Source organism: Nonomuraea sp. KM88, assembly GCF_052245635.1.
Lineage (GTDB): Bacteria > Actinomycetota > Actinomycetes > Streptosporangiales > Streptosporangiaceae > Nonomuraea.
This window is the reverse complement of record NZ_JBQQCC010000002.1, coordinates 541,867-566,204: the sequence shown is the minus strand read 5'-3', so window position 1 is coordinate 566,204 and position 24,338 is coordinate 541,867. Positions and strand designations below refer to the sequence as shown.

23 protein-coding genes are annotated in these 24,338 nt (G+C 71.2%); 5 read left to right on the top strand and 18 right to left on the bottom strand.

Going from position 1 to position 24,338, the window contains the following annotated elements; all coding sequences use genetic code 11:
- Nucleotides 1–117: 117 nt before the first annotated feature.
- Both ACTWPV_RS08370 and ACTWPV_RS08365 read left to right on the top strand, forming a co-directional pair.
- On the top strand, nt 118–921 hold the full coding sequence (locus ACTWPV_RS08370; protein WP_443151268.1) for an amidohydrolase family protein: 804 nt from the start codon (nt 118–120) through the stop codon (nt 919–921).
- Nucleotides 918–1,634, top strand: coding sequence for an amidohydrolase family protein (locus ACTWPV_RS08365; protein ID WP_347644273.1), 717 nt, complete (start codon nt 918–920; stop codon nt 1,632–1,634). The genes ACTWPV_RS08370 and ACTWPV_RS08365 overlap by 4 nt, the downstream gene beginning before the upstream one ends.
- A 28-nt stretch (nt 1,635–1,662) precedes the next feature.
- Here the strand turns inward: ACTWPV_RS08365 and ACTWPV_RS08360 are convergent, their stop codons facing one another.
- The 6 genes from ACTWPV_RS08360 to ACTWPV_RS08335 all read right to left on the bottom strand — a co-directional run bounded on the left by ACTWPV_RS08360 (nt 1,663) and on the right by ACTWPV_RS08335 (nt 7,793).
- Entirely contained in the window at nt 1,663–2,592 is a 930-nt protein-coding gene (locus tag ACTWPV_RS08360; protein ID WP_443151267.1) for a dihydrodipicolinate synthase family protein, read from the bottom strand.
- A 31-nt stretch (nt 2,593–2,623) separates the two neighbouring features.
- Nucleotides 2,624–3,577 carry a hydroxyacid dehydrogenase gene (locus ACTWPV_RS08355; RefSeq protein WP_443151266.1) on the bottom strand — a complete coding sequence of 318 codons (954 nt, stop codon included), beginning with the start codon at nt 3,575–3,577 and terminating at the stop codon, nt 2,624–2,626.
- On the bottom strand, nt 3,574–4,443 hold the full coding sequence (locus ACTWPV_RS08350) for a carbohydrate ABC transporter permease (protein ID WP_347644276.1): 870 nt from the start codon (nt 4,441–4,443) through the stop codon (nt 3,574–3,576). Before ACTWPV_RS08350 ends, ACTWPV_RS08355 begins: the two co-directional genes overlap by 4 nt.
- Entirely contained in the window at nt 4,440–5,306 is an 867-nt protein-coding gene (locus ACTWPV_RS08345; RefSeq protein WP_347644277.1) for a carbohydrate ABC transporter permease, read from the bottom strand. Before ACTWPV_RS08345 ends, ACTWPV_RS08350 begins: the two co-directional genes overlap by 4 nt.
- An 18-nt stretch (nt 5,307–5,324) precedes the next feature.
- Nucleotides 5,325–6,569 carry an ABC transporter substrate-binding protein gene (locus ACTWPV_RS08340; RefSeq protein ID WP_443151265.1) on the bottom strand — a complete coding sequence of 415 codons (1,245 nt, stop codon included), beginning with the start codon at nt 6,567–6,569 and terminating at the stop codon, nt 5,325–5,327.
- Nucleotides 6,570–6,656: 87 nt separating this feature from the next.
- On the bottom strand, nt 6,657–7,793 hold the full coding sequence (locus tag ACTWPV_RS08335; protein ID WP_443151264.1) for a DegT/DnrJ/EryC1/StrS family aminotransferase: 1,137 nt from the start codon (nt 7,791–7,793) through the stop codon (nt 6,657–6,659).
- 74 nt (nt 7,794–7,867) lie between these two features.
- Here ACTWPV_RS08335 and ACTWPV_RS08330 point away from each other — a divergent pair, with 74 nt between their 5' ends.
- Nucleotides 7,868–9,073 (top strand): hypothetical protein, encoded by a 1,206-nt coding sequence (locus ACTWPV_RS08330; protein WP_347644280.1) that lies wholly within the window; start codon nt 7,868–7,870, stop codon nt 9,071–9,073.
- A gap of 87 nt (nt 9,074–9,160) precedes the next feature.
- On the opposite strand, the gene ACTWPV_RS08325 is transcribed toward ACTWPV_RS08330, so the two are convergent.
- From ACTWPV_RS08325 to ACTWPV_RS08285, 9 genes are all read right to left on the bottom strand, one after another.
- Complete coding sequence (locus tag ACTWPV_RS08325) at nt 9,161–10,216, bottom strand: dihydrodipicolinate synthase family protein (protein ID WP_347644281.1); 1,056 nt, start codon at nt 10,214–10,216, stop codon at nt 9,161–9,163.
- 43 nt (nt 10,217–10,259) lie between these two features.
- On the bottom strand, nt 10,260–11,267 hold the full coding sequence (locus tag ACTWPV_RS08320) for an NAD-dependent epimerase/dehydratase family protein (RefSeq protein ID WP_443151263.1): 1,008 nt from the start codon (nt 11,265–11,267) through the stop codon (nt 10,260–10,262).
- 76 nt (nt 11,268–11,343) lie between these two features.
- Complete coding sequence (locus tag ACTWPV_RS08315; RefSeq protein WP_443151262.1) at nt 11,344–12,228, bottom strand: Gfo/Idh/MocA family protein; 885 nt, start codon at nt 12,226–12,228, stop codon at nt 11,344–11,346.
- Between the two features lie 43 nt (nt 12,229–12,271).
- Nucleotides 12,272–13,252: a hypothetical protein gene (locus ACTWPV_RS08310; protein ID WP_443151261.1), complete on the bottom strand. Its 981-nt coding sequence runs from the start codon at nt 13,250–13,252 to the stop codon at nt 12,272–12,274.
- 411 nt (nt 13,253–13,663) lie between these two features.
- Nucleotides 13,664–14,041: a peptidase inhibitor family I36 protein gene (locus tag ACTWPV_RS08305; RefSeq protein WP_443151260.1), complete on the bottom strand. Its 378-nt coding sequence runs from the start codon at nt 14,039–14,041 to the stop codon at nt 13,664–13,666.
- 584 nt (nt 14,042–14,625) lie between these two features.
- Nucleotides 14,626–14,904, bottom strand: a complete 279-nt coding sequence (locus ACTWPV_RS08300; protein WP_443151259.1) for a hypothetical protein — start codon at nt 14,902–14,904, stop codon at nt 14,626–14,628.
- 124 nt (nt 14,905–15,028) lie between these two features.
- Nucleotides 15,029–17,131: a hydantoinase B/oxoprolinase family protein gene (locus ACTWPV_RS08295; protein ID WP_443151258.1), complete on the bottom strand. Its 2,103-nt coding sequence runs from the start codon at nt 17,129–17,131 to the stop codon at nt 15,029–15,031.
- Between the two features lie 7 nt (nt 17,132–17,138).
- Nucleotides 17,139–19,151 carry a hydantoinase/oxoprolinase family protein gene (locus tag ACTWPV_RS08290; protein WP_347644288.1) on the bottom strand — a complete coding sequence of 671 codons (2,013 nt, stop codon included), beginning with the start codon at nt 19,149–19,151 and terminating at the stop codon, nt 17,139–17,141.
- 7 nt (nt 19,152–19,158) lie between these two features.
- On the bottom strand, nt 19,159–19,614 hold the full coding sequence (locus tag ACTWPV_RS08285) for a hypothetical protein (RefSeq protein WP_443151257.1): 456 nt from the start codon (nt 19,612–19,614) through the stop codon (nt 19,159–19,161).
- 126 nt (nt 19,615–19,740) lie between these two features.
- Here ACTWPV_RS08285 and ACTWPV_RS08280 point away from each other — a divergent pair, with 126 nt between their 5' ends.
- Nucleotides 19,741–20,358, top strand: a complete 618-nt coding sequence (locus tag ACTWPV_RS08280; RefSeq protein WP_443151256.1) for a thymidine kinase — start codon at nt 19,741–19,743, stop codon at nt 20,356–20,358.
- On the opposite strand, the gene ACTWPV_RS08275 is transcribed toward ACTWPV_RS08280, so the two are convergent.
- The 3 genes from ACTWPV_RS08275 to ACTWPV_RS08265 all read right to left on the bottom strand — a co-directional run bounded on the left by ACTWPV_RS08275 (nt 20,343) and on the right by ACTWPV_RS08265 (nt 22,829).
- Nucleotides 20,343–21,014 carry a DsbA family oxidoreductase gene (locus ACTWPV_RS08275; RefSeq protein WP_443151255.1) on the bottom strand — a complete coding sequence of 224 codons (672 nt, stop codon included), beginning with the start codon at nt 21,012–21,014 and terminating at the stop codon, nt 20,343–20,345. The genes ACTWPV_RS08280 and ACTWPV_RS08275 overlap by 16 nt on opposite strands.
- Nucleotides 21,015–21,077: 63 nt before the next feature.
- Nucleotides 21,078–21,974 (bottom strand): hypothetical protein, encoded by an 897-nt coding sequence (locus ACTWPV_RS08270; RefSeq protein WP_443151254.1) that lies wholly within the window; start codon nt 21,972–21,974, stop codon nt 21,078–21,080.
- An 84-nt stretch (nt 21,975–22,058) separates the two neighbouring features.
- Nucleotides 22,059–22,829, bottom strand: coding sequence for an SRPBCC family protein (locus ACTWPV_RS08265; RefSeq protein ID WP_443151253.1), 771 nt, complete (start codon nt 22,827–22,829; stop codon nt 22,059–22,061).
- 161 nt (nt 22,830–22,990) lie between these two features.
- On the opposite strand from ACTWPV_RS08265, the gene ACTWPV_RS08260 reads away from it, so the two are divergent.
- Nucleotides 22,991–24,337 carry a cytochrome ubiquinol oxidase subunit I gene (locus ACTWPV_RS08260; protein ID WP_443151252.1) on the top strand — a complete coding sequence of 449 codons (1,347 nt, stop codon included), beginning with the start codon at nt 22,991–22,993 and terminating at the stop codon, nt 24,335–24,337.
- Nucleotide 24,338: the final 1 nt, after the last annotated feature.

Sequence of the window (24,338 nt, the reverse complement as noted above, 5' to 3'; positions counted from 1 at the left end):
AGGGCGGGCGGTACGCGCCCGGCGCGATCGACGACGCTCGCAGAGGCGGAGCAGGCCCTAATTAAGGTCATGACCGTATCTTCAGCACCGCTCCTCGTCAATGACATAATGACCGGCATGTCGATTGAGGACTGGCCCGAAAACGCTGGGTCCGCCACGCCCTTCGACGCGTGGCGGCTGGTCGGCGAGCTGGAGGTGACGCTCGACGTGGACGTGCTGTTCGGCGCATACCCGGACCGCGACGGACCGCCCGGCACGCCCGGCGCCGTGCTGGAGACGCTGGCCGCGCACCGCGTCCGGGCGGCGGCCGTGGCCGGCCTGCGGGCGGCCCTGTTCGACGTGCGCACGGGCAACGACGAGCTGCTGGCCATGGCCGCGCGCCCGGAGATCGTTCCCGTCGGGGCCGTGGACCTGCGCGACCCGATCGGCGCGGCCCGCGAGCTGGAGCGGCTGGCGTCGGCGGGGGTCAGGGCCGTCCGCCTGTTCCCGGACGAGCAGGGGGTCGAAGCGGGCTTCCCGTCCGTCCGGCACGTCGCCCGCCGGGCGGCGCGGCTCGGCCTGGTGGTGCTCACCGGCGGCGACGTGCGCAGGTTCTGGCAGCCCTTCGCGGGGCTCGGGGCCGACGTGGTCTTCCTCGACACGCACTTCTACCACCTGGGCGACTTCCTGGTGGCCGCCTCGGACGAGCCCGGCTTCCACACCTCCACCCGGCTGCTCAACTCCCCCGACGCCCTGGAGACCGTCGCCGCGGAGATCGGGGCCGACCGCCTGCTGTACGGCTCGCGCACCCCCCACTACGAACCCCTCGTCCCCCTCCTCCGCCTGGCCACCAGCGGCCTGGGGCCGGCGGAGACCGCCGCGGTGGCGGGCGGCAACGCGACGAGGCTGCTCGCCGGAACGCCGAGGAGGCCCGCGCTGTGATCATCGACGTGCACGCCCACTGGGGCCCGTGGTTCTTCACCATGGACGTGGCCGGATCCACCCTGGCGACCATGGACCGCTACGGCATCGACCGGGCGATCGTCTCCGCCACCGAGGCCGTGATCTACGACGCTCCGGCGGGCAACCGCGCCCTGGCCGCGTACCTGGAGACCCAGGACCGCCTGCTCGGTTACGTCACGGTCAACCCGCGCCGGCTGCGCGAGGCGGAGGCGGATCTGCGCGCGTACCTCCCGGGCGGCAGGTTCGTCGGCGTCAAGATCCACACCGACTACACGGGCTCGCCGGCCGGCTCGGCGCGGCTGCGCGAGGCGCTGACGCTGGTCGCCGGGACGGGCCGCCCTGCGCTCGTGCACACGTGGGGCACCTCGGTGCTCGACCTGGCCGAGGTCTGCCTGGACATCCCGGATCTGCGCGTGATCGCCGGGCACATGGGTGCGGACGGGTTCCGGCACGCCATCGAGGCGGCGGGCGCCTGCGACCGCCTCTATCTGGAGCCCTGCTGGTCGCACGCCCCGGCGGGCCGCATCGCGGAGGTGGTGGCGGGCGTGGACCCGGCCCAGCTCCTGTTCGGCACGGACGCGACCCTGATCGACCCGTCGTCGGCCTTCGGGGCGGTCGCCGCGGCCGGCCTGTCCGGGCAGACGGCCGAGCGGATCGCCTGGCGCAACGCCGCCGCCCTCTTCCGGCTCTGACACCGTACGGGCTCGGCGGCGCCCTCGCTCAGGCGATCGTCCCGGCCCGTTCCCGCGCCGGCGGCGGGCCGAAGTCCTGGGCCTGCAGTTCCAGGCGCTCGCGCTCCGTCAGGCCGGGGCCGTGAGGGTCGTGGGCGTGGGTGCCGGGGATGCGGCCCTCGGCGGCGGCCAGCCAGAGCATGCGCTGGACGTACCCCTCCATGGGGTCGGTGAAGGTGGCCGCCGCCAGCCGGTCGAGGCGTGCCGATGCCTGCTCGAACGCGCGCAGGCCGGGCTCGCGGAAGGCGCGCATCACCTCGGCCGTCACCTCGACGGCGGCGGCCGCGATGCCCACCAGCGCCGCCTCGGCCCCCCACAGCAGCGAGGGCCCGAACATGCGGTCCTCCCCGGTGATCGCCAGCCGGCCGGCCTCGCGGGCGAGCATGATCGCCCGCTGGCAGCCGATGGCGTCGGACAGCAGCGCGGTCTTGAGCCCCGCCACGCCGGGGTGCCGCAGGATCTCCCGCAGGACGCCCGGCGGGCACGGCCGCGTGTAGAGGTCGAAGGCGACCATCGGCAGGCGGGCGGCCTGCCACATCTCCTCGTGCAACGCGGCCCTGTCGCCCTCCGACGGGAACACGAGCACGCCGTCCGCGCCCAGGCCGGCGGCCACCCGCGCCTGCTCGGCCGGGTCGGAGGTCTCGGGACCGCCGCCCACGCCGACCAGCACCGGGACGTTCAGGGCGGCGGCGCGCTCGATGACGGAGGCGCGGACGCCGGGGGCGAGGAAGGGCCCGCGGCCGGTGTGGGCGAGCACGGCCAGGCCGGTGGCGCCGCCGGCCACCAGGCCGGCGAAATAGCGCGAGACCACGTCAAGGTCGACCTCGCCCGACCCGGTCATGGGGGTCGCGGCGGCGGCGATCAGGGTGCCGCGCAGCCGGTCGCGCAGCGCGGCCGCACGGGGGTCGATAGGGGCCATTCGCACAGCTTAGACCCTCTCTTCGGGAGCGCTAGGCGGTCCAGCGCAGCTGTTCGCGGGTGATCTCGTGCTGGAGCGGCTCGCCGGCGAGGAACCTGGCGATCTCGCCGACCGTCAGCGTTCCCATCCGGTGCCTGGCCTCCTCGGTGCCCGCCGCCTGGTGGGGCGTGAGCAGCACGTTCGGCAGGCCGCGCAGCGGGCTGTCCGCCGGGAGGGGCTCCTCGTCGAAGACGTCGAGTGCCGCGTCGATCCTGCCGCCGCGCAGCTCGTCGAGGAGCGCGGCGGAGTCGACCAGCCACGATCGGGCGGTGTTCACCAGCGCCGCGCCGTCGGGCATGAGCACCAGCTCCCTGCGGCCGATCAGGTGCCGGGTCGCCGGGATGGCGGGGGCGTGCAGGGCCACGACGTCGCTGCGCGTCAGCAGGTCGTCGAGCTCCACCAGCGTGGCGCCCAGCCCGGCCGCCTCACCGGCGGAGACGGTCGGGTCGGCGAGCAGCAGCTCAGCGCCCAGCGCCCGGACCAGGCCCGCGTACGCCCTGCCGGTGCGGGAGGCGCCCACGACGCCGACCACGCTGCCGCGCAGCTCGCGCCGGGGCCTGGCGGCCTGCCTGGTCTCCGCCCAGCCCGACCCGGACCGCAGACCGTGGTCGAAGCGGTGCACCTGGTGCAGCAGGCACAACGTGAACGTGAGCGCCACCTCGCCCACCGCGGGCGCCATCGCCGCTCCGGTCTGGGTCACCCGGATGCCGCGTTCCCAGAGCGCGTCGGAGACCAGGAACCCCACCGCCGCGCCCGTGTGCGCCACGAGCCGCAGCTCCGGCGCGCGGGCCAGCGTCTCCGCGTCCACGCGCGGGGTGTCCCACCCGGTGACCAGCACCCGCGCCCGCTCCAGCGGGCCGATCGGGGCCAGCCGCCGGAGCTGCGCGAAGACGGGCGGCGGGAGGAACATCTCGCGCAGCTCGGGAGCCAGGCTGAGGGCGATCATTTCAGTCCCGTCATCGCGATGCTGTTGACCAGGTAGCGCTGCAGCAGGAAGAACACCAGCAGGCACGGCACCACGGACACCGCGGCCGACGCCATGAGCAGCGACAGCTGCATCTCCTCGGTCCGCAGCGTGGTCAGGCCCACGGTGAGCGTGCGCGTGGCGTCGCTCTGCCCGACGACCAGCGGCCACAGGAAGTCGTTCCAGTGCCACAGGAACACGAACACGCCCAGCGTGGCCAGGATCGGCTTGGTCAGCGGGAGCACGATCGTCCAGTACACCCGCCACTCGGAGGCGCCGTCCACCTTCGCGGCGTCGAACAGCTCGTCCGGCAGGCCCAGGATGAACTGCCGCATCAGGAAGACGGCCTGCGAGTTGGCCAGCGTCGGCACGATCAGCCCCCAGAACGTGTCCACCCCGTCCAGGCTGTTGACCAGCACGAACGTCGGGATGAGCGTGGCCTGGAACGGCACCATCATGGTCGCGAGGAACGTCCAGAACATCGCCTCGCGGCCGGGGAAGCGCTTCTTGGCGAAGGCGTAGCCCGCCATCGACGAGGTGAGCAGGATGATCACCACGGAGACCACGGCGTAGATCAGCGAGTTGATCGTCCAGGTGACGAAGCCGGACGACGACAACACCATCGTGATGTTGTCCAGCGTGAGCGATTCCGGCCACCGCGCGGGCACGGTCGGCCGGCCCGCCGGCGACAGCGCCACGATGAACATCGCCACGAACGGGCTGACGGTCAGCACCGACAGCAGCGCGAGCAGGGCGGCCAGCGGCCACCTGCCCCGCCACCACCGCCTGCGCGCCGCGCCGGGGGTCTCGGCCCGTACGGAGGGACGGGAGGTCGTGGTGGTCGTCATGTGTTCCCCCGGTCCAGGAAGCGGCGCTGGACCAGCGACACGACCAGCACGATCGCGAACAGCACCATGCCCCAGGTGGCGGCGTAGCCGAAGTCGAACGACCGGAAGCCGTGGTCGTAGATGCCGTAGATGAGGGTGTACGTCGCCCTGGCCGGGCCGCCGCCGGTCATCACGTACACCGTGTCGAACGTCTGGAACGCGCTGATCGTCTCGATCACCATGACGAAGAAGATCGCGGGCCTGAGCAGCGGCAGCGTGATCCTGCGGAAGCGCTGCCACGCGCTCGCCCCGTCGATGCTGGCCGCCTCCAGGTAGGAGGACGGGATCGCCTTGAGCCCGGCCAGCAGGATCAGCATCGAGTAGCCGAAGCCCTTCCACACCGCCACGACCGCCAGGGCGGGCAGGACCACCCCCGACTCCTCGAGGAAGGCGACCGGGCCGAGGTCGGCCTTGGCGAGCAGGCCGTTGATCAGGCCGTTGAACTCGTAGATCCAGCGCCAGATGATGCCCGCGAGCACGAAGCTGGTCACGTACGGCAGGAAGAGCATGCCGCGGAACAGGCCGCGCATGAAGACCACCTGGTTGAGCAGCAACGCCGTGCCGAGCGCCACGAGCATGGTGAGCGGCACGTAGACGGCGGAGTACACGAGGGTGACCCGCAGGCTCAGCCAGAAGTTCACGTCGTCGAGCAGCCGGATGTAGTTGTCCGCGCCGATGATGTCCCACTCGCCGCCGATGTTCCAGTTCGTCAGGCTCATTCCCGCCGCGCCCAGCGACGGGAAGATCCGGAAGATCAGGAAGAGCACGAGTACGGGCAGCACGAACAGCAGGCCGGTGACCGGGTCACGCAAGCGTTGACGCACCAGGTGGTTCCTTCCCTCTCAGCCGCCGCTGCCGAGCAGCTGGTTCGCCTCTTCGGCGGCCGCGTCGAGCGCGGTCTTCGCGTCCTCCTTGCCGAGCAGCGCCGCCTGGATGTGCGGGGCGAGCACGCCCATCACCTGCCGGGCCTTCGGGTGGGTGTCGCCGGGGAAGGCGTACTGCAGGGACTTGGCGAACTCCTTGGACGCCTCCGACTGGCCGGGCACGGTCACGTCCGTGCGCGCGGGGAAGAAGCCCGACTCCTTGGCCAGCGCGGCGGAGACCTCCGGCGAGGCCAGGTAGGCGGCGAACTTCTTGGCCGCCTCCTTGTTCTCGGAGTGCTTGGCCACCATCAGGCCTCCGGGGATGCCGAACGCGACCCGCTTCGTGCCTTCGAGGGGCAGGCCGATGCCGACGTTCTCCTCGCCGATGGCGGTGGCGAGCTGGTCGACCTGGCCCGCGGTGGCCGCGTGGTACATGGCGGTCTTGCCGGCTGCCAGCAGGCCGCCCTCGATGTCGTTGCCCTTGCTGGCGGTGTTCGGCGGCAGGCCGCCCGCGGCCTTCAGGTCGAGCAGGAGTTGCAGGCTCGCCACACCCTCAGGGCCGTTGAACGCGACGCTCTTGCCGTCGGCGGCGAAGACGGTGCCGCCGTTGGCCCACAGGATCGGGTAGAAGCTCTGGTTGAGCGTCACCTCGGGCTTGCCCGGGTAGTCGAGGATGGCGACCTTCTTGGCGGCCAGCTTGGGCGCGGCCTCCTTCAGCTCGTCGAGCGTCTCCGGCACCTTGTCCACGCCCGCCTCGGAGAACAGCTTCTTGTTGTAGATGGGCGCGGTGATCGTCTGGTAGATGGGGACGCCGTAGAGCTTCCCGCCGACGGTGAGGGCGGTCAGCGAGTTGGGCAGGTAGGAGGCCTTGGCCGGGGCGACGATGTCGTCGACCGGCTCGATCGTGCCCTGCTGGGCGTACTGCGGGATCTGGTCGGGGCCGAGCACGACCAGGTCGAAGCCTTTCTTCGAGACGAGCGCCGTGGTGACCTTCTCCTGACGGCCCTCCCAGGGCTGCAGGTCGATCTTGATGTCGGTCGTGGGGTTGGCGGCCTCGAAGTCCTTCTCGACCTTGCCCCAGAACGCCTGGCTCTTCGCCTGGTCCCCGATGACGGGGTACATCCACAGGGTCACGGAGCTCTTGTCCGAGCCGCCGCTTGATCCGCACCCGGCGGCCGCCAGGCTCAGGGCGGCCGCGAGGCCGACTGCCGCTGCCTTCTTCATCGGCGGCTTCCTTTCGCTTAATACCGGTCCTGACCGAAACCTAGTGAGCGGGACTTGGCCTGGTCAATGCCTGAGATATGAACGTGACTAGCCCCGAGCCCGAAATTTCGTTATTTCCTGGGCGATCAGCTCGACGTGCTCCGACGTGTAGTTCTCGTTCCAGTCGACGACGAGCAGCGTACGGTCCACCATGCGCTCGGCCTGCGGGCAGGGGTTCGGAGAGTAGCCGTCGAGCGGGAAGCGGGCGGTCCCGTAGACCGCCGCCCGCCACACCGGCGCCCTGTTCAGCGGCTCCGCGAGGTATCCGGCGCGCGCCGGGATCCCGGCCGCCGCCAGGTGCGCCGCCAGCTCGGGAGCGTCGCCGTCCGGGCACACGATCGGGAAGAGCCACCACGCGTGGCCCTGCGGGCGCGGCAGCCGTACCCCCGGCAGGTCCTTGAGGGCCTCGATCAGCCGCAGGGCCGTACGGCGGCGCGCGGCGACCACGCCGGGAAGCTTGGCGAGCTGGGCGCGGGCCACCGCGGCCTGGAGCTCGGTCATGCGGTAGTTGAGCCCGAAGGAGGCGTGCGAGCGCCCGGCCGCGCGGTCCCAGCCCTTGTCGGAGAAGAGCCGCATCCGCCTGGCCAGCTCGTCGTCGCCGGTGATCGCCAGCCCGCCGTCGCCGCACGTGATGTGCTTCCACTGCTGCAGGCTGAGGCACGCCACGTGACCCGTCGTCCCCGCGAGCCCGCCGCCGGGCAGCTCGGCCAGCCAGGCCTGCGCGCAGTCCTCGATCAGCACCAGGCCGTGCTCGTCGGCGAGCGCGCGCAACTCGTGGATCCTGGCCGGCGCCCCGAACAGGTGCACCGCCATGATCGCCTTCGTCCGCGGGCCGATGAGCCGGGCCACCGCGCCGGGATCGAGATTTCCGTCGGACGGATCCACGTCGGCGAAGACAGGAACGGCGTTCTGCGCCAGGATGGGGGCCACGGTTCCGAAGTCCGTGATCGGTGTCGTGATGATCTCGTCCCCCGGGTCCGGCGCGGCCGCCACGACCGACAGATGGAGGGCCGCGGTGCCGGAACTGCACGCGATCGCATGGCGGGAGCCGTACGCCTGCGCGATCTCGCCTTCCAGCGCCCGCGCCTCGGTCCCCCAGACGGAGCTGAGCATGCCCGAACGGATCACCCGCTCGACGGCGGCCACCTCCTCGTCGCCGAGGGTGCGGCCGTCTGCTTCTGCCATGGACGGGAACTTCACCTGGCACCTCACCAGTTATGATTGCGGTCTTGACCGAAATGAGCGAGAGGGAGGCGTGCGTGGGAATCGTCATCGGAGTCGTCGGCCCGCACGATCTGGTCGACGACGTCGCGGCCGTCTGCGAGGAGCAGCCGGGCGTGAGCACCCTGCGCCTCGACTACGACCATGAGTCGCAGGCCCCCGCGATCGTCGAGGCCCACGCCACCTCCGTCGAGGGCTGGCTGTTCACCGGCATCGTCCCCTACATGCTCTCCCGCGACGCCGAGGCCCTCACCCGTCCCGCCGCGTTCGTCGACTACTCCGGCGCGACGCTGCTCAACGCCCTCGTACGCCTCCAGCACCAGGGCGAGGACGTCACCATGTTGTCGATCGACACGTTGTCGGCCGCCGACGTCGACGCCACATTCACCGAGGCCGGACTGCCGACCGGCGAGCTGCGCACGCACTCCTACCGGCCCGGGATGACCTCCCAGAAGGCGATCGCCTTCCACCGCAGGAGTCCCGCGCACACGGTGATCACCTGCCTGAGCTCCGTGTACGAAGCGCTGCGCGACGAGCGCCACGTGCTGCGCCTGGTGCCGTCCGTGCACTCCGTACGGGTGGCGCTGCGCCAGCTCGTGCTGACCGCCGAGGGGCAGGTGCAGGAGGACGCCCAGATCGCGCTCGGGCTCATCGAGGTGGCCAACGAGGAGGGGCTGCTGCGCGAGGCCACGGCCCTGGGCGGCACGCTGGCCGCCTTCCGCGGCGGCACGCACCTGCTGGTCACGACCCGCGGCCCGCTGCACGACGCCACGGGCGGCTTCACCGGGCTGCCCATGCTGGCCCGGCTGGCCGGCCAGAACGACGCGGTCCGCGTCGGCTTCGGCCTGGGACGCAGCGCCGCGGAGGCGGAGAGCCTGGCGCGCCGCGCGCTGGCCAAGGCCCGCAGGATCGGCCCGGTCGCCGCGGTGCTGTCGTTGCGAGCGGACGCCGACATCGTCCTGGAGTCGGTGACCACCACGCCCGCGGGCCGGCAGAGCCTGTCGGTCATCGCCCGCCGGGTCGGGCTGTCGGTGCCCACGCTGGAGAAACTCCTGGAGGCGCGGGCCGCCGCGGGCGACGAACCCCTGACGACGCGGGAGATCGCCGACCGGCTGGCCGTCCAGCAGCGCACGGCCCGGCGCATGCTGCACCGCCTGGAGCTGGCCGGGCTCGCCGAGCGCACCGGCAACCTCACCAGCGGATCCAGCGGCCGCCCGCTGACCCTCTACCGCCTGACGCTCTAGCGCCCCGCGGCCGCCTGCCGCCCGGCGCTCCGGCGCCCTGCCCCCGTTCACCGCCGGACGCGCCGGCACTCCGCCCCCGCCCATCGCTCAGGCGAGCCAGCGAGAGAGGTTCTCCGCGACGAACTCGTCGTCGCGCAGCTCCGGATAGGCGGCCAGCACCCGGTCGATCTCGGCGAGCTGGCCGGGCGACAGGTCCTCCGCCGGGTCCAGGCACCAGCGGCCCTCCAGCAGGCCCTGCCGGCGCAGCACCTCGTGGATGCCGGGGATGCAGCCGTGGAAGGCGTTCGCGGAGTCGAAGATGGCGGCGTTCGCATCGGTCAGGTGCCCGTCGAGGGTGAGCAGCCGGCGCACGGCCGCGTCGTCGCCTGAACGCGCCGCCCTGGCCTGTTCCAGCAGCTCCACGGCCCGCCGTACCCACACCGCCCACTGGCCGAGCAGCCCGCCGACGAACTCGACGTCCACCTCCCGCCCGTCCACGACCACGCGGTGCGAGGTGATCAGGTCGGTCAGGATGTGGTCGTCGTTGCCGGTGTAGAGGGCGACCTCGCCGGCCCGGCCCGCGCGCACCACGCCGTGCAGCACGTCGAGGGTGCGGTAGCGGTCGAACGGCGCCGCCTTGATGCCGGCCACGGCCTCGATCTGCGCCAGCCTCGTCCAGAACTCCCTGGACAGGTGGCGGCCGCCGACCGCGGGCTGCAGGTAGAAGCCGATCACCGGCAGCACCTCGCCCACCGCCCGCGCCCGCTCGATCAGGCCGTCCTCGTCCAGCTCCCGGTACGGGCTGAGCAGCACCATGTGGTAGCCGAGCGACCTGGCCAGCTCGGCCTCCGCCACCGCCTGCGCGGTCGGCCCGGTGGCGCCGGCCACGAGCACCACCTCGTGCGCGTACTCGCCCGCCACCGTGGCGGCCAGTTCGAGCACCGGAGCCAGCAGCCCGGTGCCGTGGATGGCGAACTGCGTGGTGTGCACGCCCACCGCCAGCCCGCCCGCGCCCGCCTCGACGTAGTAGCGGGTGAGCGCCCGCTGGCGGCGCTCGTCCAGCTTCCTGTCCGAGGTCAGCGCGAGCGGGTGCGCCGGGATCACCAGGCCGCGCCTGAACAGGTCGCGCACGGACGCGTGCGCCTCTGGAGCCGTGCCGAGCACGTGAGTCCCCCCAAGTGATAGGTGCGGTGATGTGAGCTGTGGATCAGAAACGCCCGTCACGGCGCTCGAACTTGGTGGGCTTGCCGAGCAGCGGCCCGCCGTCCGCGACCCAGCGCGCCGTGTGCTCGATGAGCTCGGCGGGGGTCAGCTCCGGGTAGCCGAACAGCCGGTGGCAGCGGCCCGCGTTCGACAGCAGCGCCGTGGGGGCCTCCTCGCCGGTGAGGACCGGCTCCTTGCCGAGCGCCTCGCCCAGCGCCAGCGCGGCCTGCCGCACCGAGATCAGCTCGGGACCGGTCACGTTGAGCACGTACGGCGGCGCGTCGGCCAGCAGCAGCGACCGCAGCGTCACCTCGTTGGCGTAGCCCTGCCAGACCACGTTCACCTGGCCGGTCATGAGATCGACGGGCTCGCCCGCCAGGATCTTCTGCGCCAGGTCGACCAGGACGCCGTAGCGCAGCTCGACGGCGTAGTTGAGCCGGAGCAGCGCCACGCGGGTGCCGTAGGTCTCGGAGAAGTGCGTCAGCACCCGCTCCCTGCCCAGGCAGCTCATCGCGTAGTCGCCGACGGGCCCGGTCGGCGAGTCCTCGGTGCTGCCGCCGCCGGCCACGGGGACGAGCGGGTAGACGTTGCCGGTGGACAGGGCGGCGATCCTGCTCTCCCTGAACCGGTCGGCGACCCGGCCGGGCAGGTAGGTGTTGGTGAACCAGGCGGCGTGGGCGCGCCCCTGCGTGCCGAACTTGGCGCCGACCAGGAAGACCACGTTGGGCGCTTCCGGCAGGTCGCGCAGCGCCCGCTCGTCGGACACGTCGGCGCTCACCACCGTCGCGCCGTCCGCCCTGAGGGCGTCCGCCAGGCCCGGCTCGCCGAACCGGGACACCGCGATGATCCGCCGATCGCCGCGGGTGGCGTTGAGGGCCAGCCGCACCAGGCTCGGGCCCAGCTTGCCGCCCGCGCCCAGGATCATGATGTCGCCGGGCAGCCTGCCCAGATCGTCGACGAGCCCGGCGCCGGGCCGCGCCAGCCGCTCCTCGAGTTCCGCCGTCGTCCGCACGAACGTCCTCCATCCGCTATTTACGGTCCAGACCGTAACTGCGCGAGAGTCGTGCTGTCAACGCCGGGACGGCTCCCTACGCGCTCTCCCTCGCCGAGACGAGCACGTCGAGGACGGCCCTGGTCTGCTCCCACGGCACCGGGCTGGGCGCGCCTCCCACCATGGTGAGGAACGCGTCGATGGTGCCTTCGTAGCCGAGGCCCCTCATCGGGTCGTCGCCGCCCTCGATGAGCACGGTCTCGGTGGAGTCGCGTCCGTGCAGCGTGACCGCGTAGGACTCCGTCTCGGAGACGCCGAGCACCTCGACCGTGCCGAGCACGCCGCCGCCCCACCGCAGGGCCATCACCCCGGTGTCCTCCGAACGGAGCGCACCGTAATGCCGCGTGGACCGGGCGGCCCCGGCCAGCCGCACGTCCGGGCCCAGCAGGGCCACGAGCAGCTCCACCCCGTGAATCCCCATGGTCACCATCGTGCCGCCGCCCTCGCCCGGCGTGTCCTGCCAGGCGTTGTAGCCGGACGCCCAGAGGCCCACGTCATGGCGCACGGTGGCACGCACGGCTAGCAGCTCGTCCGGGACGGCCCGCAGCCCCGCGAAGGCGGGCGCGAACCGCAGCACCGACGTCGACATCACCCGCTCGTGGATCGGCAGCCGGTCGAGCGCGTCGAGCTGGCCCCTGGTCGCGGCGGCCGGCTTGTTCACGAAACACGCCGCGCCCGTCTCCAGCACCCGGGCCAGCGCCGCGGGCACCTGCGGGTTGGGCACGGTCAGCACCACGCCGTCGGGCTCGTGTCCCAGCGCCCCGGCCAGGCTCTCCGCCACCTTCGCGGCCGGATGCTCGTCGGTGAAACGCCGCAACCGCTCGGGATCGGGCTCCCACACCACCAGCTCGGCATGCCGGGTCAGGGTGCGGGCGTCGGTGTACGGGTGGCTGGTGGCGAGCCCGGCGAGAGCAATACGCACGATCGTCCCCTTTTCCACGGATTACTGATGGAAATGGAGACCATCATGGCAGCTGCGGCACGGGGACCAGGACGGCGCCCGAGAGGGCGCCCAGCCTGCCGGCGGCGGTCGCTCCGCATCTGGCGGGAAAGAGTCCGGGCGTGTAGGCGTACAGCGACGACCACATGCCGAAGAAGCAGAACTGCGTCGCCGGGCCGGTGATGATCCGTTCGATGTCGCCGGCCGCCTGGCCGTAGAAGAACGCGGTGAGCGCGGAGAGCACGGTGTAGCCCGATAGTGGTGCCCCGGCCGGGCGTTGGTTCTGATCAGCCAGGATGCGGCGGGCGGTGTCAAGCTGCCGGTCTTTGGCTGCCTGTAGCGTGCGGAACTGTGCAGGGTGCGCGCGAATGGCGGCATCCTGAAGGCGCTTCTCCGCGGCGGACCAGACGGAGATCATGTCGCTCTTCGCCTTGCATCGCACGTCCGTCTGTGCCGCGCGACGCTCTTCCTGGGTCGGCTCGTCATGGTCCCACCGCTGGTCGCCGGCGGCGGCCAGCGGATCGGGGTAATGCAGGCCATCGTCGCGCATGCAGGCACTCCACACCTGGAAGGCCCGGACGACCTGGGAGTCGCGCTTGGACTGCGCGAAGGTATCGAAAATCAGCTTGTTGAACAACTTCGCGTCGACGGGCGGAACTCCTTGCTGAATACGGTCGCGGGCATGTTTGAGACAGCCGTCCGCCTTACCGTACGCGGCATGCCGTTCCGTGGCTGAGAGGTGTTCCATGCGGAGCTCATGCACCGCGCTGCGCCGCGCCACCGAAGGGAGGGCCGGGGCGGGGTGATAGCCGAACAGGCGGGCTACCTCGGGTTCGATAACGCCGTAACGGCGGCGGTTGGGCGGCTCTATCTCATCCTCCACAGCTGGAGGTAGCACCTGCCACTTCATGCCACGGGCCCGCATACAGTCATGGATGAAAAGGTCCTCGGCGCTTTTGAGTAGCGACATGTCCTTCGGGGAGAAGTTGTAGCGGTCGAATGGCACTGACAGCCTGCGAGCCTCCAGCCCGATCGGAACCGGTGCAGAGAGGACCTTTGGCTCTGCCGGCGACGAGCAAGCCGTCATACCGGATAGCAGGACCGCACTCACAACCCGCAAACGCACACCCACGCTGTTTCTCCGGTGACCCATGATGTTGGCCGTCGATGCCATCCGGCATCTGACGTAAGGAGGTATTGCCAGGCAACTTCACAATCGAGCGGTGCGGCGCGGCAGTCCTCAGCACGGTGGCCAGGAGCTCGACGGCCGACACGAGTTGCCGGCCGTCGAACTATTATCGAGTATTAAACAGAGATCGCTGATCTGAACCTCGCAAAATTGATCGCAGCAGGTCGCAGGCTTGCGGAGATCCAGATCGCGTGTTTCTTAAGACCAGGTAGGCCTATTGAGGTCCCCCTATCGAGGTCCCCCTATCGAGGTGACCCTGTCGTTCCAGCCGTTGTTACTCAGGGTAGAGTCTTCCGAACCGTTTAGCGCCACGTAGCCCTTAGTTCCGGTGCAATTTCTACCGTCGAAGAACCATACGTTTTCTCCGCCTGCGTTCTTCATTGAGCTTACTTCGTTGTTGATTGCTCCCAGATTGCGGCACCAAGAATAAACGTCTTCTTGATTGACTTGCATGTCTACACGATACCCTTCGAAGTTTGTGTGCTCCCAAAGGCAGATATAACCGGGTTTACAGTAGATGATGGCGGCCTGGGCAGTGGCGCTACTTCCCAGTAGGCCGGCCGCGGCGAGCGCGACGCTGGCCGCGCACCTTGCGATTCGCTTCATGGAGTCCCCTTCTTTGACTCGGCTCCGACCGGGAGCGCGAGTGATGAACACGAGACCGTATAGTCCGGTCGGGCCAACCCGCGGTACTCCGCGCACGAGGCGGGATGAGGAAGAGCACCGGAACCTGATCTTGCGTTGGCCCCAGCAGGCTGACATGCGCCGCATCACGGCGAATCAGTCATTTGACCGGTGTGCCAGCAAGAAGGCTCGGGATAGGCGTACTGAAGCGGGACTCGCTCACGTTGCCGCCGGCGGGCACGCCTGCCCGCTGCGCTTCCACTGCATCGGCTGCGGCCTCCCGCATCGACGTGTCCTACGTGCCCGACCTGGGATCGAGTTGAAGATGTCGCGCAGGTCGGTGAGATGGGTACTCCGGTGGGGCGGCGGTCGAGCCGGGCCTGCCTCCACGCGGTGAGTCGGGTTCGATTCGTCACACGAAACAGACATGAGGCGAGCCTGCCCGGCTCCGCATAAGCGCAGATACTCACACGAAGCATGCAAATCACCCAACGATTGGCGGCGTCGGGCCGCTGGCTGTGCAGCCGGCCCGGCTCTTCGGTGCGGGGCGGGTCATCGCCACCGTGTCAACCGCCGGCAAGCGGGCCCTCGCGCCGGCCACGGCTCGGCGTCGACCCCGGCCCGATCCGCCGAGTGATCACCGGTGGCCCGATGGACGGCCCTTGCTTCCAGGCGAGATCGGCGTCGATCCCGGAGGGCGACTTCACGACCGGCTCCGCCGTCAGCAACGCGGCGAAGGACACCCGGCTGATCACGCAGGCGGGAGAGGAGAGGCGGCCGGCGTGCGGCTCGACGTGGTGGCGGCGGCGGGCGAGCGGCTGCGCCGCGCCGAGGCCCAGAGGCACGGTGACGAGGCATGTCGGCCACCTACTTCGCCAGCTTCGACACGCCCTGACCGAACCAGCGCTGACCGAACCCGCGCTGACCGAACCCGCGGCTCGCCACGCGTCCCGGGTCGGGGGGCACCTGTCAGGGCTCTCCGACCGGGCCTTCGCCGGGCGAGCCGCCGTCGGCCGGGTCATCGCCGGGAGCGCCCCTGTCGGGCGGGCCGTCGGGCGGGCCGTCGGGCGAGCTGTCGGGCGGGCTGTCGGGCGGGCCGTCGGGCGGGCTGTCGGGCGGGCCGTCATGGGACCGGCCGCTCTCAGGCGGGCCGCCGTGCGACGGGCCGCTGTCAGGCGCGCCGTCATGGGGCGGGCCGCTGTCGGGAGGGCCGCTGTCGGGAGGGCCGCTGTCGAGAGGGCTTCTGAGCTCGTCGACGTCCGCGAAGGGCCGGCCGGCGAGTTTCGCGTACCCCGGCCCGCGGTCGAAGAACCGTCCGGCCGGAGGCCGCAGCCGGGCCCTCAGCTCGGCGGTGCCCTGCTCGTCGATACGATCGCCGTCGAGCACCACGCCGTAGTCGCCCAGCGCGCCGGCGATCGACACCTTCCCGTCGCGCACGTCCGCGGCCACCGCCCGGGGGTCGCGATCGTAGGGTGAGCCCCATCCGCCGCCCCCGGTGGTGCGGATCCTGATCAGCTCTCCCGCCTGCACCGGGTGGTCGTCGACCAGTCCCTCCATCTCCTTGCCCGCGATCTCCACGCGGAACGGCCGCCCGGCCAGGCCGCCGTTGACGCCCCAGCAGGACAGGATCGAGCGGTCGGCGATGGACATGTACGACGCGTCCCTGAGCATCCTGATGTGCTTGTCGTAGCCGAGACCGCCCCTGAACATGCCCGGCCCGCCCGAGTCGCAGGCCAGCGCCAGGCGCTCCACCCGGAACGGCCAGCGGGCCTCGGCGAACTCCACGGGGATGTTGCGCGAGTCGGGCACCACGTGGATGGTGTCCTCGCCGTCGGCGTACCAGCGCCCACCGGAGCCGCCGCCCAGCACCTCCCGCATCAGGTACGGCTCGCCGTCGGCGCCGGTGCCGTGGACGCCGGTGTAGCGGATGGTCTCCTGGTCGGCCGGCATGCGCCCGCCCGTGGCCTTGGCGAGCACGCCCGCCAGCACGCCGAGCAGCCGCAGGATGACGAACGTGCGGGCGTTGGTGGGAGCGGGGAAGACCGGGGTGAGCAGGCTGCCCTTCTCCGGGAAGATCATGTTGATGAGGGGGACGACGCCCTCGTTGACGTCGAGCTCGGCCATGCGCTCCGGCGTGTCGGCCAGGTTGCGCAGCACCGGGGCCAGCCACTTCTTCATGAACACGCCGTCGGCGTAGTCGCCCGCGTGGTTGATCGGCCCCTTGGCCTGCGGCGACGTGCCGGTGAAGTCGATGGTCAGCGGCGCCTGGCCGCCCGCGTGTCCGAGGGCGGAGTGGTCGACGGTGAGGGTGATGCGCTGGGCGTGCAGGCGCGGCTCGTCCACGCCGTCGTGCTCGGCGTAGTCCTCCCACACGTACGTGCCCTCGGGGATCTTGGCGAGCAGTTCCCTGCGGAACGTCTCGGTGGTCTTGCCGATGATCGCGTCGAAGCTCTCCTCGACGGCCTGCCTGCCGTACCGGTCGAACAGCTCCGCCAGCCGCCGCGCCCCCATGAGGCAGGCCGAGCACTCGGCGTCGAGGTCGCCGGCGAGGGAGTCGGGCATGCGGGAGTTGCGGGTCATGATGCGCAGCGCGGCCTCGTTGGGCACGCCCTCGTCCCACAGTTTGATGGGCGGCACCATCAGGCCCTCTTCGTAGACCGACCGGGCGTGCGAGGGCATGGACCCGGGCACGGATCCGCCGATGTCGTCGTGGTGGCCGAACGCCTGCACGAACGCCACCACCTCCCCCTCGTGGAACACCGGCACGGTGACGCACAGGTCGGGCAGGTGGCCGATGCCGCCTTCCGAGAGGTAGACGTCGTTGTGGAAGTAGACGTCGCCGGGCTTCATCGTCTCGACGGGGAAGTCGCGCACGACCGGCTGCACCAGCGCGCTGTAGGAGCGGCCGGTCAGCTTGCGCATGCGCACGTCGTGGATGCCGGCGCGGAAGTCGTGGGCGTCGCGGATCATCGGCGAGCGGGCCGTGCGCGCGATGGCCGTCTCGACCTCCTTCTCGACGGACGCGAGGGTCCCCTCGACGATCTCCACCAGAATGGGGTCAGCCGTGTTCATCGGTCGTTCACCGTTCCTCGTCCACTGCGGATATCTCCACGTTGCCGAAGTCGTCCACCGTCGCGGTGAAGCCCGGGTGGATGGGGATCGTGGAGCCGTACTCCTCGATCACCGCCGGGCCCGTGACCGTGGCGCCGGGGCCGAGCGCGGAGCGCTGGTGGATGGGGGTGTCGCGGGTCTCGTCGAAGTGCACGGGACGCACCGAGGTGGCGCCCTCGCCCGCCTTGTCCAGGCGGGGGATGACCGGACGGCTGATGGGGCCGATGCCGGACACGCGCAGGTTGACCCATTCGACGCCGTGGCGGGGGTCGTCGCGGTAGGCGTAGCCGTACAGCTTCTCGTGGGCGGCGTGGAAACGGTCGACGACCTCGGCCTGCCAGGCCTCGTCGATCTCGCCCGCGGGAGCGGCCACCCGCACCTCGTACGCCTGCCCGTAGTAGCGCAGGTCGGCGCTGCGCACGTAGACCGGGTCGTCGAAGCCCTCGCGGTCCAGCGCCTCGCCCGCCTGATGTTCCAGGTCGTGGAAGATCTCGACCGCCTTGCCGAGTTCGAGGTCGCGGGTGACGTACGTACGGACGTAGTCGTTCTTGACGTCGACCGTGAGCAGCCCGAACGCCGACACGTTGCCGGGGTCGCGCGGGACGACCACGGACGGCAGGCCGAGGATGTCGATCAGCCGGCAGGCCAGCAGCGGCCCCGACCCGCCGAACGTCACCAGCGGGAAGTCCCGCACGTCCAGCCCGCGCTTGACGGTGAGCTGCCGGATCGCGTTGCTCTGGTTGAACGCGCTGATCTCCAGGATGCCCGTCGCCGTGCGCTCGGGGGTCAGGCCGAGCTTGCCGGCCAGCGCCTGGATGCCCGCGCGGGCGGCTCCGGCGTCCAGCGGGATCTCCCCGCCCAGCAGGTGCGGCGGGATGCGTCCGAGGAACACGTGCGCGTCGGTGACCGTCACCTCCGTGCCGCCCTTGCCGTAGCAGAGCGGGCCCGGGTCGGCGCCGGCGGACTTCGGCCCGACCTTGAGCGTGCCCTCGGGCGAGATCCACGCGATCGAGCCGCCGCCCGCGCCGACGGTGACGATGTCGATCATCGGGATCTTGCACGGGTAGCGGCCGACGGACCCCTCCGTGGTGATGGACGGCTCACCGTCGACCACCACGGCCACGTCGGTGGAGGTGCCGCCGCCGTCCAGCGTGATCACCGACCGGCGGCCCGCCGTGGACGCGATGAGCGCCGCGCCGAGCGCGCCCGCCGCGGGCCCCGACAGCACCGTGGTGATCGGCTGGTTGACGACCTCGCGGGCCGACAGGATGCCGCCGTTCGACTTCATCACGGAGAACGGCGTGCCGAGCCGGTTGGACAGGCCGGCGATGTAGCCGCGCATCGCCGGTTTGACGGCGGCGTCCACGAGGGTGGTCACCGAGCGCTCGTACTCGCGGTATTCGCGCAGCACGTCGCTCGACAAGGAGATCACCGCCTCCGGGTGCTCGCGCCACAGCACCTCGCGCATGCGCCGCTCGTGCTCGGGGTTGGCGTACGCGTGCAGGAAGCACACCCCGATGGCGGTGATGCCCCTGGCCTTGAACCAGCGGGCCACCTCGACGGCCTGCTCCTCGGAGAACGGCCACACCTCCTCGCCCAGGTGGTCGAGCCGCCCGCCGACGGTCCTGACCTGGTGCACGGGCACGATCCTCGGCGGCTTGACCCAGAAGTAGGAGTTGCCGTAGCCGTCGGGCACGCTCTGCCTGGCGATCTCCAGAATGAATTCGAAGCCCTCGGTCGTGATGAACCCGAGGTCGGCGATGCGGTCTTCGAGCAGCTGGTTCGTCGCCACCGTGGTGCCGTGCACGATCGAGCCGATGTCGAGCTCACCCAGCTTCTCGATGCCCGAGACGAACCCGTCCGCCGGGTTCGCGGGGGTCGAGGGGGTCTTGGTGGTGAGGATCTCACCGGTCTGCTCGTCCACCGCCACGACGTCGGTGAAGGTGCCTCCGGTGTCCACTCCGATACGGACGCTACGCATGGCTCCTCTAGCTTCGGCGACGGCCGAGAACTTCGTCGATGACCCGGGGCGCGTTGTCTGTGCCGACGTACGCGGCCAGCCTCACCACCATCTCCTGGGAGCGGGAGAGCTCTGCCTCCACCCTGGCCTTGCCGGACTGACCGGCCTGCACCCCAAAATACGCTCCGATGATGGTGCCGATCACACCGGCCACGCCCGCGAACAGCACGGCGAACTCCCGGGTGGCGAACACGGCGGCGCCGAAGGCGACCAGGACGGCGACGATCCCGGTGACGACGACGAGGAATCCGTAGCGCCATCGGGTCGCCTCGGCCTGGGCGGCCGTGATGTCGTCCTGAGACATCATCGCGTCGAGTGCCGGAGGGCTGGACGGCCCGCTGGACGGCCCGCTGGACAGCCCGCTGGACGGCCCCCCGGACGGCGGGGTCGAGGGCGGGTTGGACGGCGAATTATCGGTGACCACACTTCCTCCTGTAACTCCAGGGGAGAAATGTCCCATGAGGTCATGGAACAAGCCAAGCCACTAAGCTGGCGGCCTGTGACTGAAGTGTCTGCCTTGTCTGCGGTGCCGTCTGGTGTCAGGGATGCCGTGCTGAAGTTCTACTTCGGCCCCATGGACTGCGGGAAGTCCACGCTCGCCCTCCAGATGAACTACAACCACGGCCGGCAAGGGCGGCGCGGCCTGGTGCTGACCAAGCACGACCGCTCCGGCGGCCCCAAGGTCACCAGCCGGATAGGGCTCGGTCTCGAGGCGATCGAGGTGGAGGACGATCTCGACCTCGTCCGGCTGGTGACCGCGCACGACAGGATCGACTACCTGATCTGCGACGAGGCCTGCTTCTACACGGTCGAGCAGATCGAGCAGCTCGCCGACCTGGTGGACGAGCACGGCGTCGACGTGTACGCGTTCGGGCTGGCCTCCGACTTCCGTTCGGTGATGTTCCCTGCCGCCCAGCGGCTGTTCGAGCTGGCCGACGAGGTGTGCCGGCTGCAGGTCGAGGTGCTGTGCTGGTGCGGCCGGCCCGGGCAGCTGAACGCCAGGGTCGTGGGCGGGGCGATGGCGCGTACGGGCGAGCAGGTCGTGATCGGCGACACCGACGCCGCACGCGTGCGCTACCAGGTGCTCTGCCGCAGGCACCACCGCTCCGGCCGGCTCGGCGAGGGCTCGGCGGACGCCGGTCACGAGCCCGTTCAGACGGCGCAGTAGCCGTCGTCGTCGCAACCGTCGGCGGGGGCGGCGAGCTGGGTGATCGGCGCCTGCCCCGTGCGCTCGGCCACCTCGTCGATCGCGGCCGCGAAGGTCTCCTCCGGCTGCGCGCCCGACACCGCGAACTTGCCTTCGAACAGGAACAGCGGCACCCCCGTGATCCCGAGCTCGCGTGCCCTGGCGAGCTGCCCGCGCACCTCCTCGGCGCCCTTCCCGTCGTCGTGCACCCCGGCCTCGGCCGCCAGCTCGCCGAGAACGCCGGCGTCGCCGACGTTCCTGCCCTCGGTGAAGTACGCGCGGAACAGCCGCTCGGCCATCTCCGTGCCGAACCCCTGCCGCGTGGCCACCTCGATCAGCCGGTGCGCCTCGAACGTGTTGGCGGCGACGGCCTTGTCATAGTCGAGCCGCAGGCCGTCGCCGGCGGCGGTGGTGACGACGCGCTCGGTCATCTGGCGGGCGTTCGCCCCGAACTTCCGCTCGAGCGCGGGAAGGGCGGGCTCGCCCTGCGCGGAGGCGCCGGGGTCGAGCTGGAACGGGCGCATCGTCACCTCGAGGGTGCCGCCCCGGGCCCGGAACCGCTCAGCCGCCCGAGCGAACCTGACATGCCCGATGTAACACCAGGGGCACACGACATCGGAGAAAATCTCGACCTTCATGTACCGATGCAACCTTCCGCCCCGCGCGCTGATTCCTCCCGCGCCGCCCCCGTCCGGGGCGGATCAGCCCGCGGCGAGCTCCTCCAGCCGGTACGGCAGGTAGGCCGAGTCGTCCACCAGCGCCGACGCGCCGCGCCACCACCCGAACCACTCGCCGCTGCGCCACATCCAGTCGACCCGCTCGATGGCGGCCACGACGTCCCCCACGGTCTCCCACCGCTCGCCCAGCTGCTCGCGGGTGGCTCCGTGGCGCACGGCCCAGTCGCGGAGCACGCCCGAGGCCGCCGCGGGGACCTCGCGCGCGTAGGGGTCGGGGCGTTCCCCCGGCAGCCGGTGCGGCCCGAGCCCGGCCGCCACGCCCCAGCTCCACTGCGCCTCGGCGGGCCGCGAGTAACGCAGCGACTGGAAGTCCAGATTGGATCCGAGGTCGTCGTCGGTCCGGCGCGTGACGACCGCGTCGAGCCGCCCGCCGGCGTCGAAGTGGACCACGAGCCGCTGCCCCGGCCTGACCCCCGGCGGCAGGCGGAAACGGTCTTCCGCCTGCCAGGAGTTGAGATCGACCTGGGCGACCGGCCGGCCCCACAGCTGCTCGGCGGCGTCGTCGGCGATCCAGGCCGCCAGCATCTCCAGCGCGGTCAGATCGGTCCACGGCTCGATCGCGACGGCCGTGCGCACCACCTCGTCGGGAGGGGGCAGCTTGCCGCCCCTGGCCCGCGTCCACCACTCCGCGCCCAGCTCGCGGGTGCCGACCAGCAGTGCGGCGATGGCGGCCAGCTCGGCGGAGCGTCTCGTGAGCGAGGCCCCGAGCGCCAGCTCCAGCGTGCGATCGGTCCGCTCGTCGCCGAGCACGGGGCGTACGCCGTCAATGAGGGTCGGGGCCGTCGGGCGCTCCTCGCCGAGCAGGTTGCGTACGACTCGTCTGGCCTCGGTCCTCGCGTCTTCAGCGTGTGCCTGCCGCATACAGCCACGCTACGCCGGGAGATCCTTTTCCGCGAGAGCCCCGGCCACGCCGCCACGCCCCTCACCACCTGTTTCCGCCCGCCGTCAGGGGTCTCGGCGCCGGGAGCCGCGGCCGAGCAGCCAGCCCACCACGACACCGCCGACCGCCACGCCCGCGCCCATGCCGAACGACGCCAGCATCACCCATGGCCGCGTCTCCGCGCGCGCCTTGGCGGGCCGCTGGTGAACGGCCCCGGCCGGCCGGGCGCCACCCACGGGCGCGGCGGCTCCGGACGCGGTGACGCCCTGCCCACCCGGACCGCCGGAAGCCGGGCCGGCGGGAGCCTCCGCGGCCAGGCCGCCGGGGGCCGGGCCGGAGAGAGCCAGGTCTCCGGAGGTCGGAGCCGCCGCACCTGAGATGGTGGCGGGCGTTTCCGCCGGTGCGAGCAGGTGCTCCTCGACGGCCGAGAAGAACTCGCCCGCCGTCCGCCTGGCCACCGAGCCGAGCATGCGCTGCCCGACTCCGCCGATCATCCCGCCGATCACGGCGTCGGCGTCGTAGTCGACGCGGGTGCCGCCGTCGATCTCGGTCAGCCGTACCACGACGGTGGCGTCGACCGTCCCCGGCGCGCCCTGCCCGCGGGCCCTGAGCGTGAAGCACTCGGGCGCGAGCGGGTCGGTCAGCGCCACCTCCCCCTGGTAGACCCCCTTGATGGAGGCGACACCCGCGTTGACCGTCATCCGGTACGTGTCGTGTCCCGACTCCTCCAGGCGTTCGCACCCCGGGATGGTGCGCACCAGCACCGCCGGATCCTGGAGCGCCGTCCACACCTGATCTCTCTGAACGCCGATCACGGCGCTGCCACCCACCTTCATGGAGCAACTTTAGGCGGCCGCGTGCTGGCCGATAAGGGCAACACCTGCCAGACGGGGAGAGGGACTGTGACCAAGGTCGCACCCCATTGCTCTACAGCTTGTAGTACTACTGCAAGTAGATGTACTACAGCTTGTAGAGCTCACGGGAGTCGACGCAGACGATGGACGCACTTGACCTCGCACGGTGGCAATTCGGGGTGACCACCGTGTACCACTTCCTGTTCGTGCCGCTGACCATCGGTCTGGGCGTCTTCGTGGCGGGCCTGCAGACGGCCTGGCACCGCACGGGCAAGGAGCACTACCTGCGGCTCACGAAGTTCTTCGGCAAGCTCTTCCTCATCAACTTCGCCATGGGCGTGGTCACCGGCATCGTGCAGGAGTTCCAGTTCGGGATGAACTGGAGTGAATACTCCACGTTCGTCGGCGACGTCTTCGGGGCGCCCCTGGCGATGGAGGCGCTGCTGGCCTTCTTCATGGAGTCGACGTTCCTGGGATTGTGGATCTTCGGCTGGGACCGGCTGCCGAAGAGGGCGCACCTGGCGTGCATCTGGGCGGCCGCCATCGGCTCCAACCTGTCGGCCTACTTCATCCTGGCCGCCAACGCCTGGATGAAGCACCCCGTCGGCTACGAGGTCGTCGGCGGCAAGGCCAGGATGACCGACCTGTGGGCGGTGCTGACCAACCCCACGGCGCTGGCCCAGGTGCCCCACGTGATCGGGGCGGCGTTCGTCGTGGCGGGCGGCTTCGTGCTGGCCGTGAGCGGATACTGGCTGCTGAGGACGCGCGCCGGCATGTGGCGCGGCGCCGCCAGGGGCGCGCTCATCATGACGGCGATCGCGGGGGCCGTCGTCGCGGGCACGGGCGACACGTCCGCCAGGCTGATGCACGAGCAGCAGCCCATGAAGCTGGCCTCCGCCGAAGGGCTGGAGCGCGACACCGCCGGCGCGGCGTTCAGCGTCGCCCCGGGCATCGAGATCCCCGCCGTCCTGAGCTTCCTGGCCACCCACGACGCGGGCGCCACCGTCCAGGGCACCGAGGACCTGCAGCGGCGCTTCGAGCAGGAGTTCGGCCCCGGGGACTACCGGCCGGACCAGGCGGTCGTGTTCTGGTCGTTCCGGGTGATGATCGTGTTCGGGATGGCCACGGTGGGCCTGTCGGTGCTCGGCCTCTGGCTGACCCGCGGAAGGCGTGACATGCCGAGATGGCTGGCGCGGGCGTTCCTGCTGGCCCTGCCGCTGCCGCTGGCCGCGGTCACCGCCGGGTGGCTGCTCAGCGAGATCGGCCGCCAGCCGTGGACGGTCGCGGGCGAGCTGCTGACGGCCGCCAGCGTGTCGCCCGGCGTGAGCCTGGCCGAGGTGGCCACCTCGCTGACCGTCTTCACGCTGCTGTACGGCGCGCTCGCCGTCGCCGAGGTCGTGCTCCTCGTCCGGCACGTCCGCGGGGGCGCCGAGGAGGAGTGGCGGCCCGCGGCCGCGACCGAGCAGCTCGAACCGTCGCTGATGTACTGAG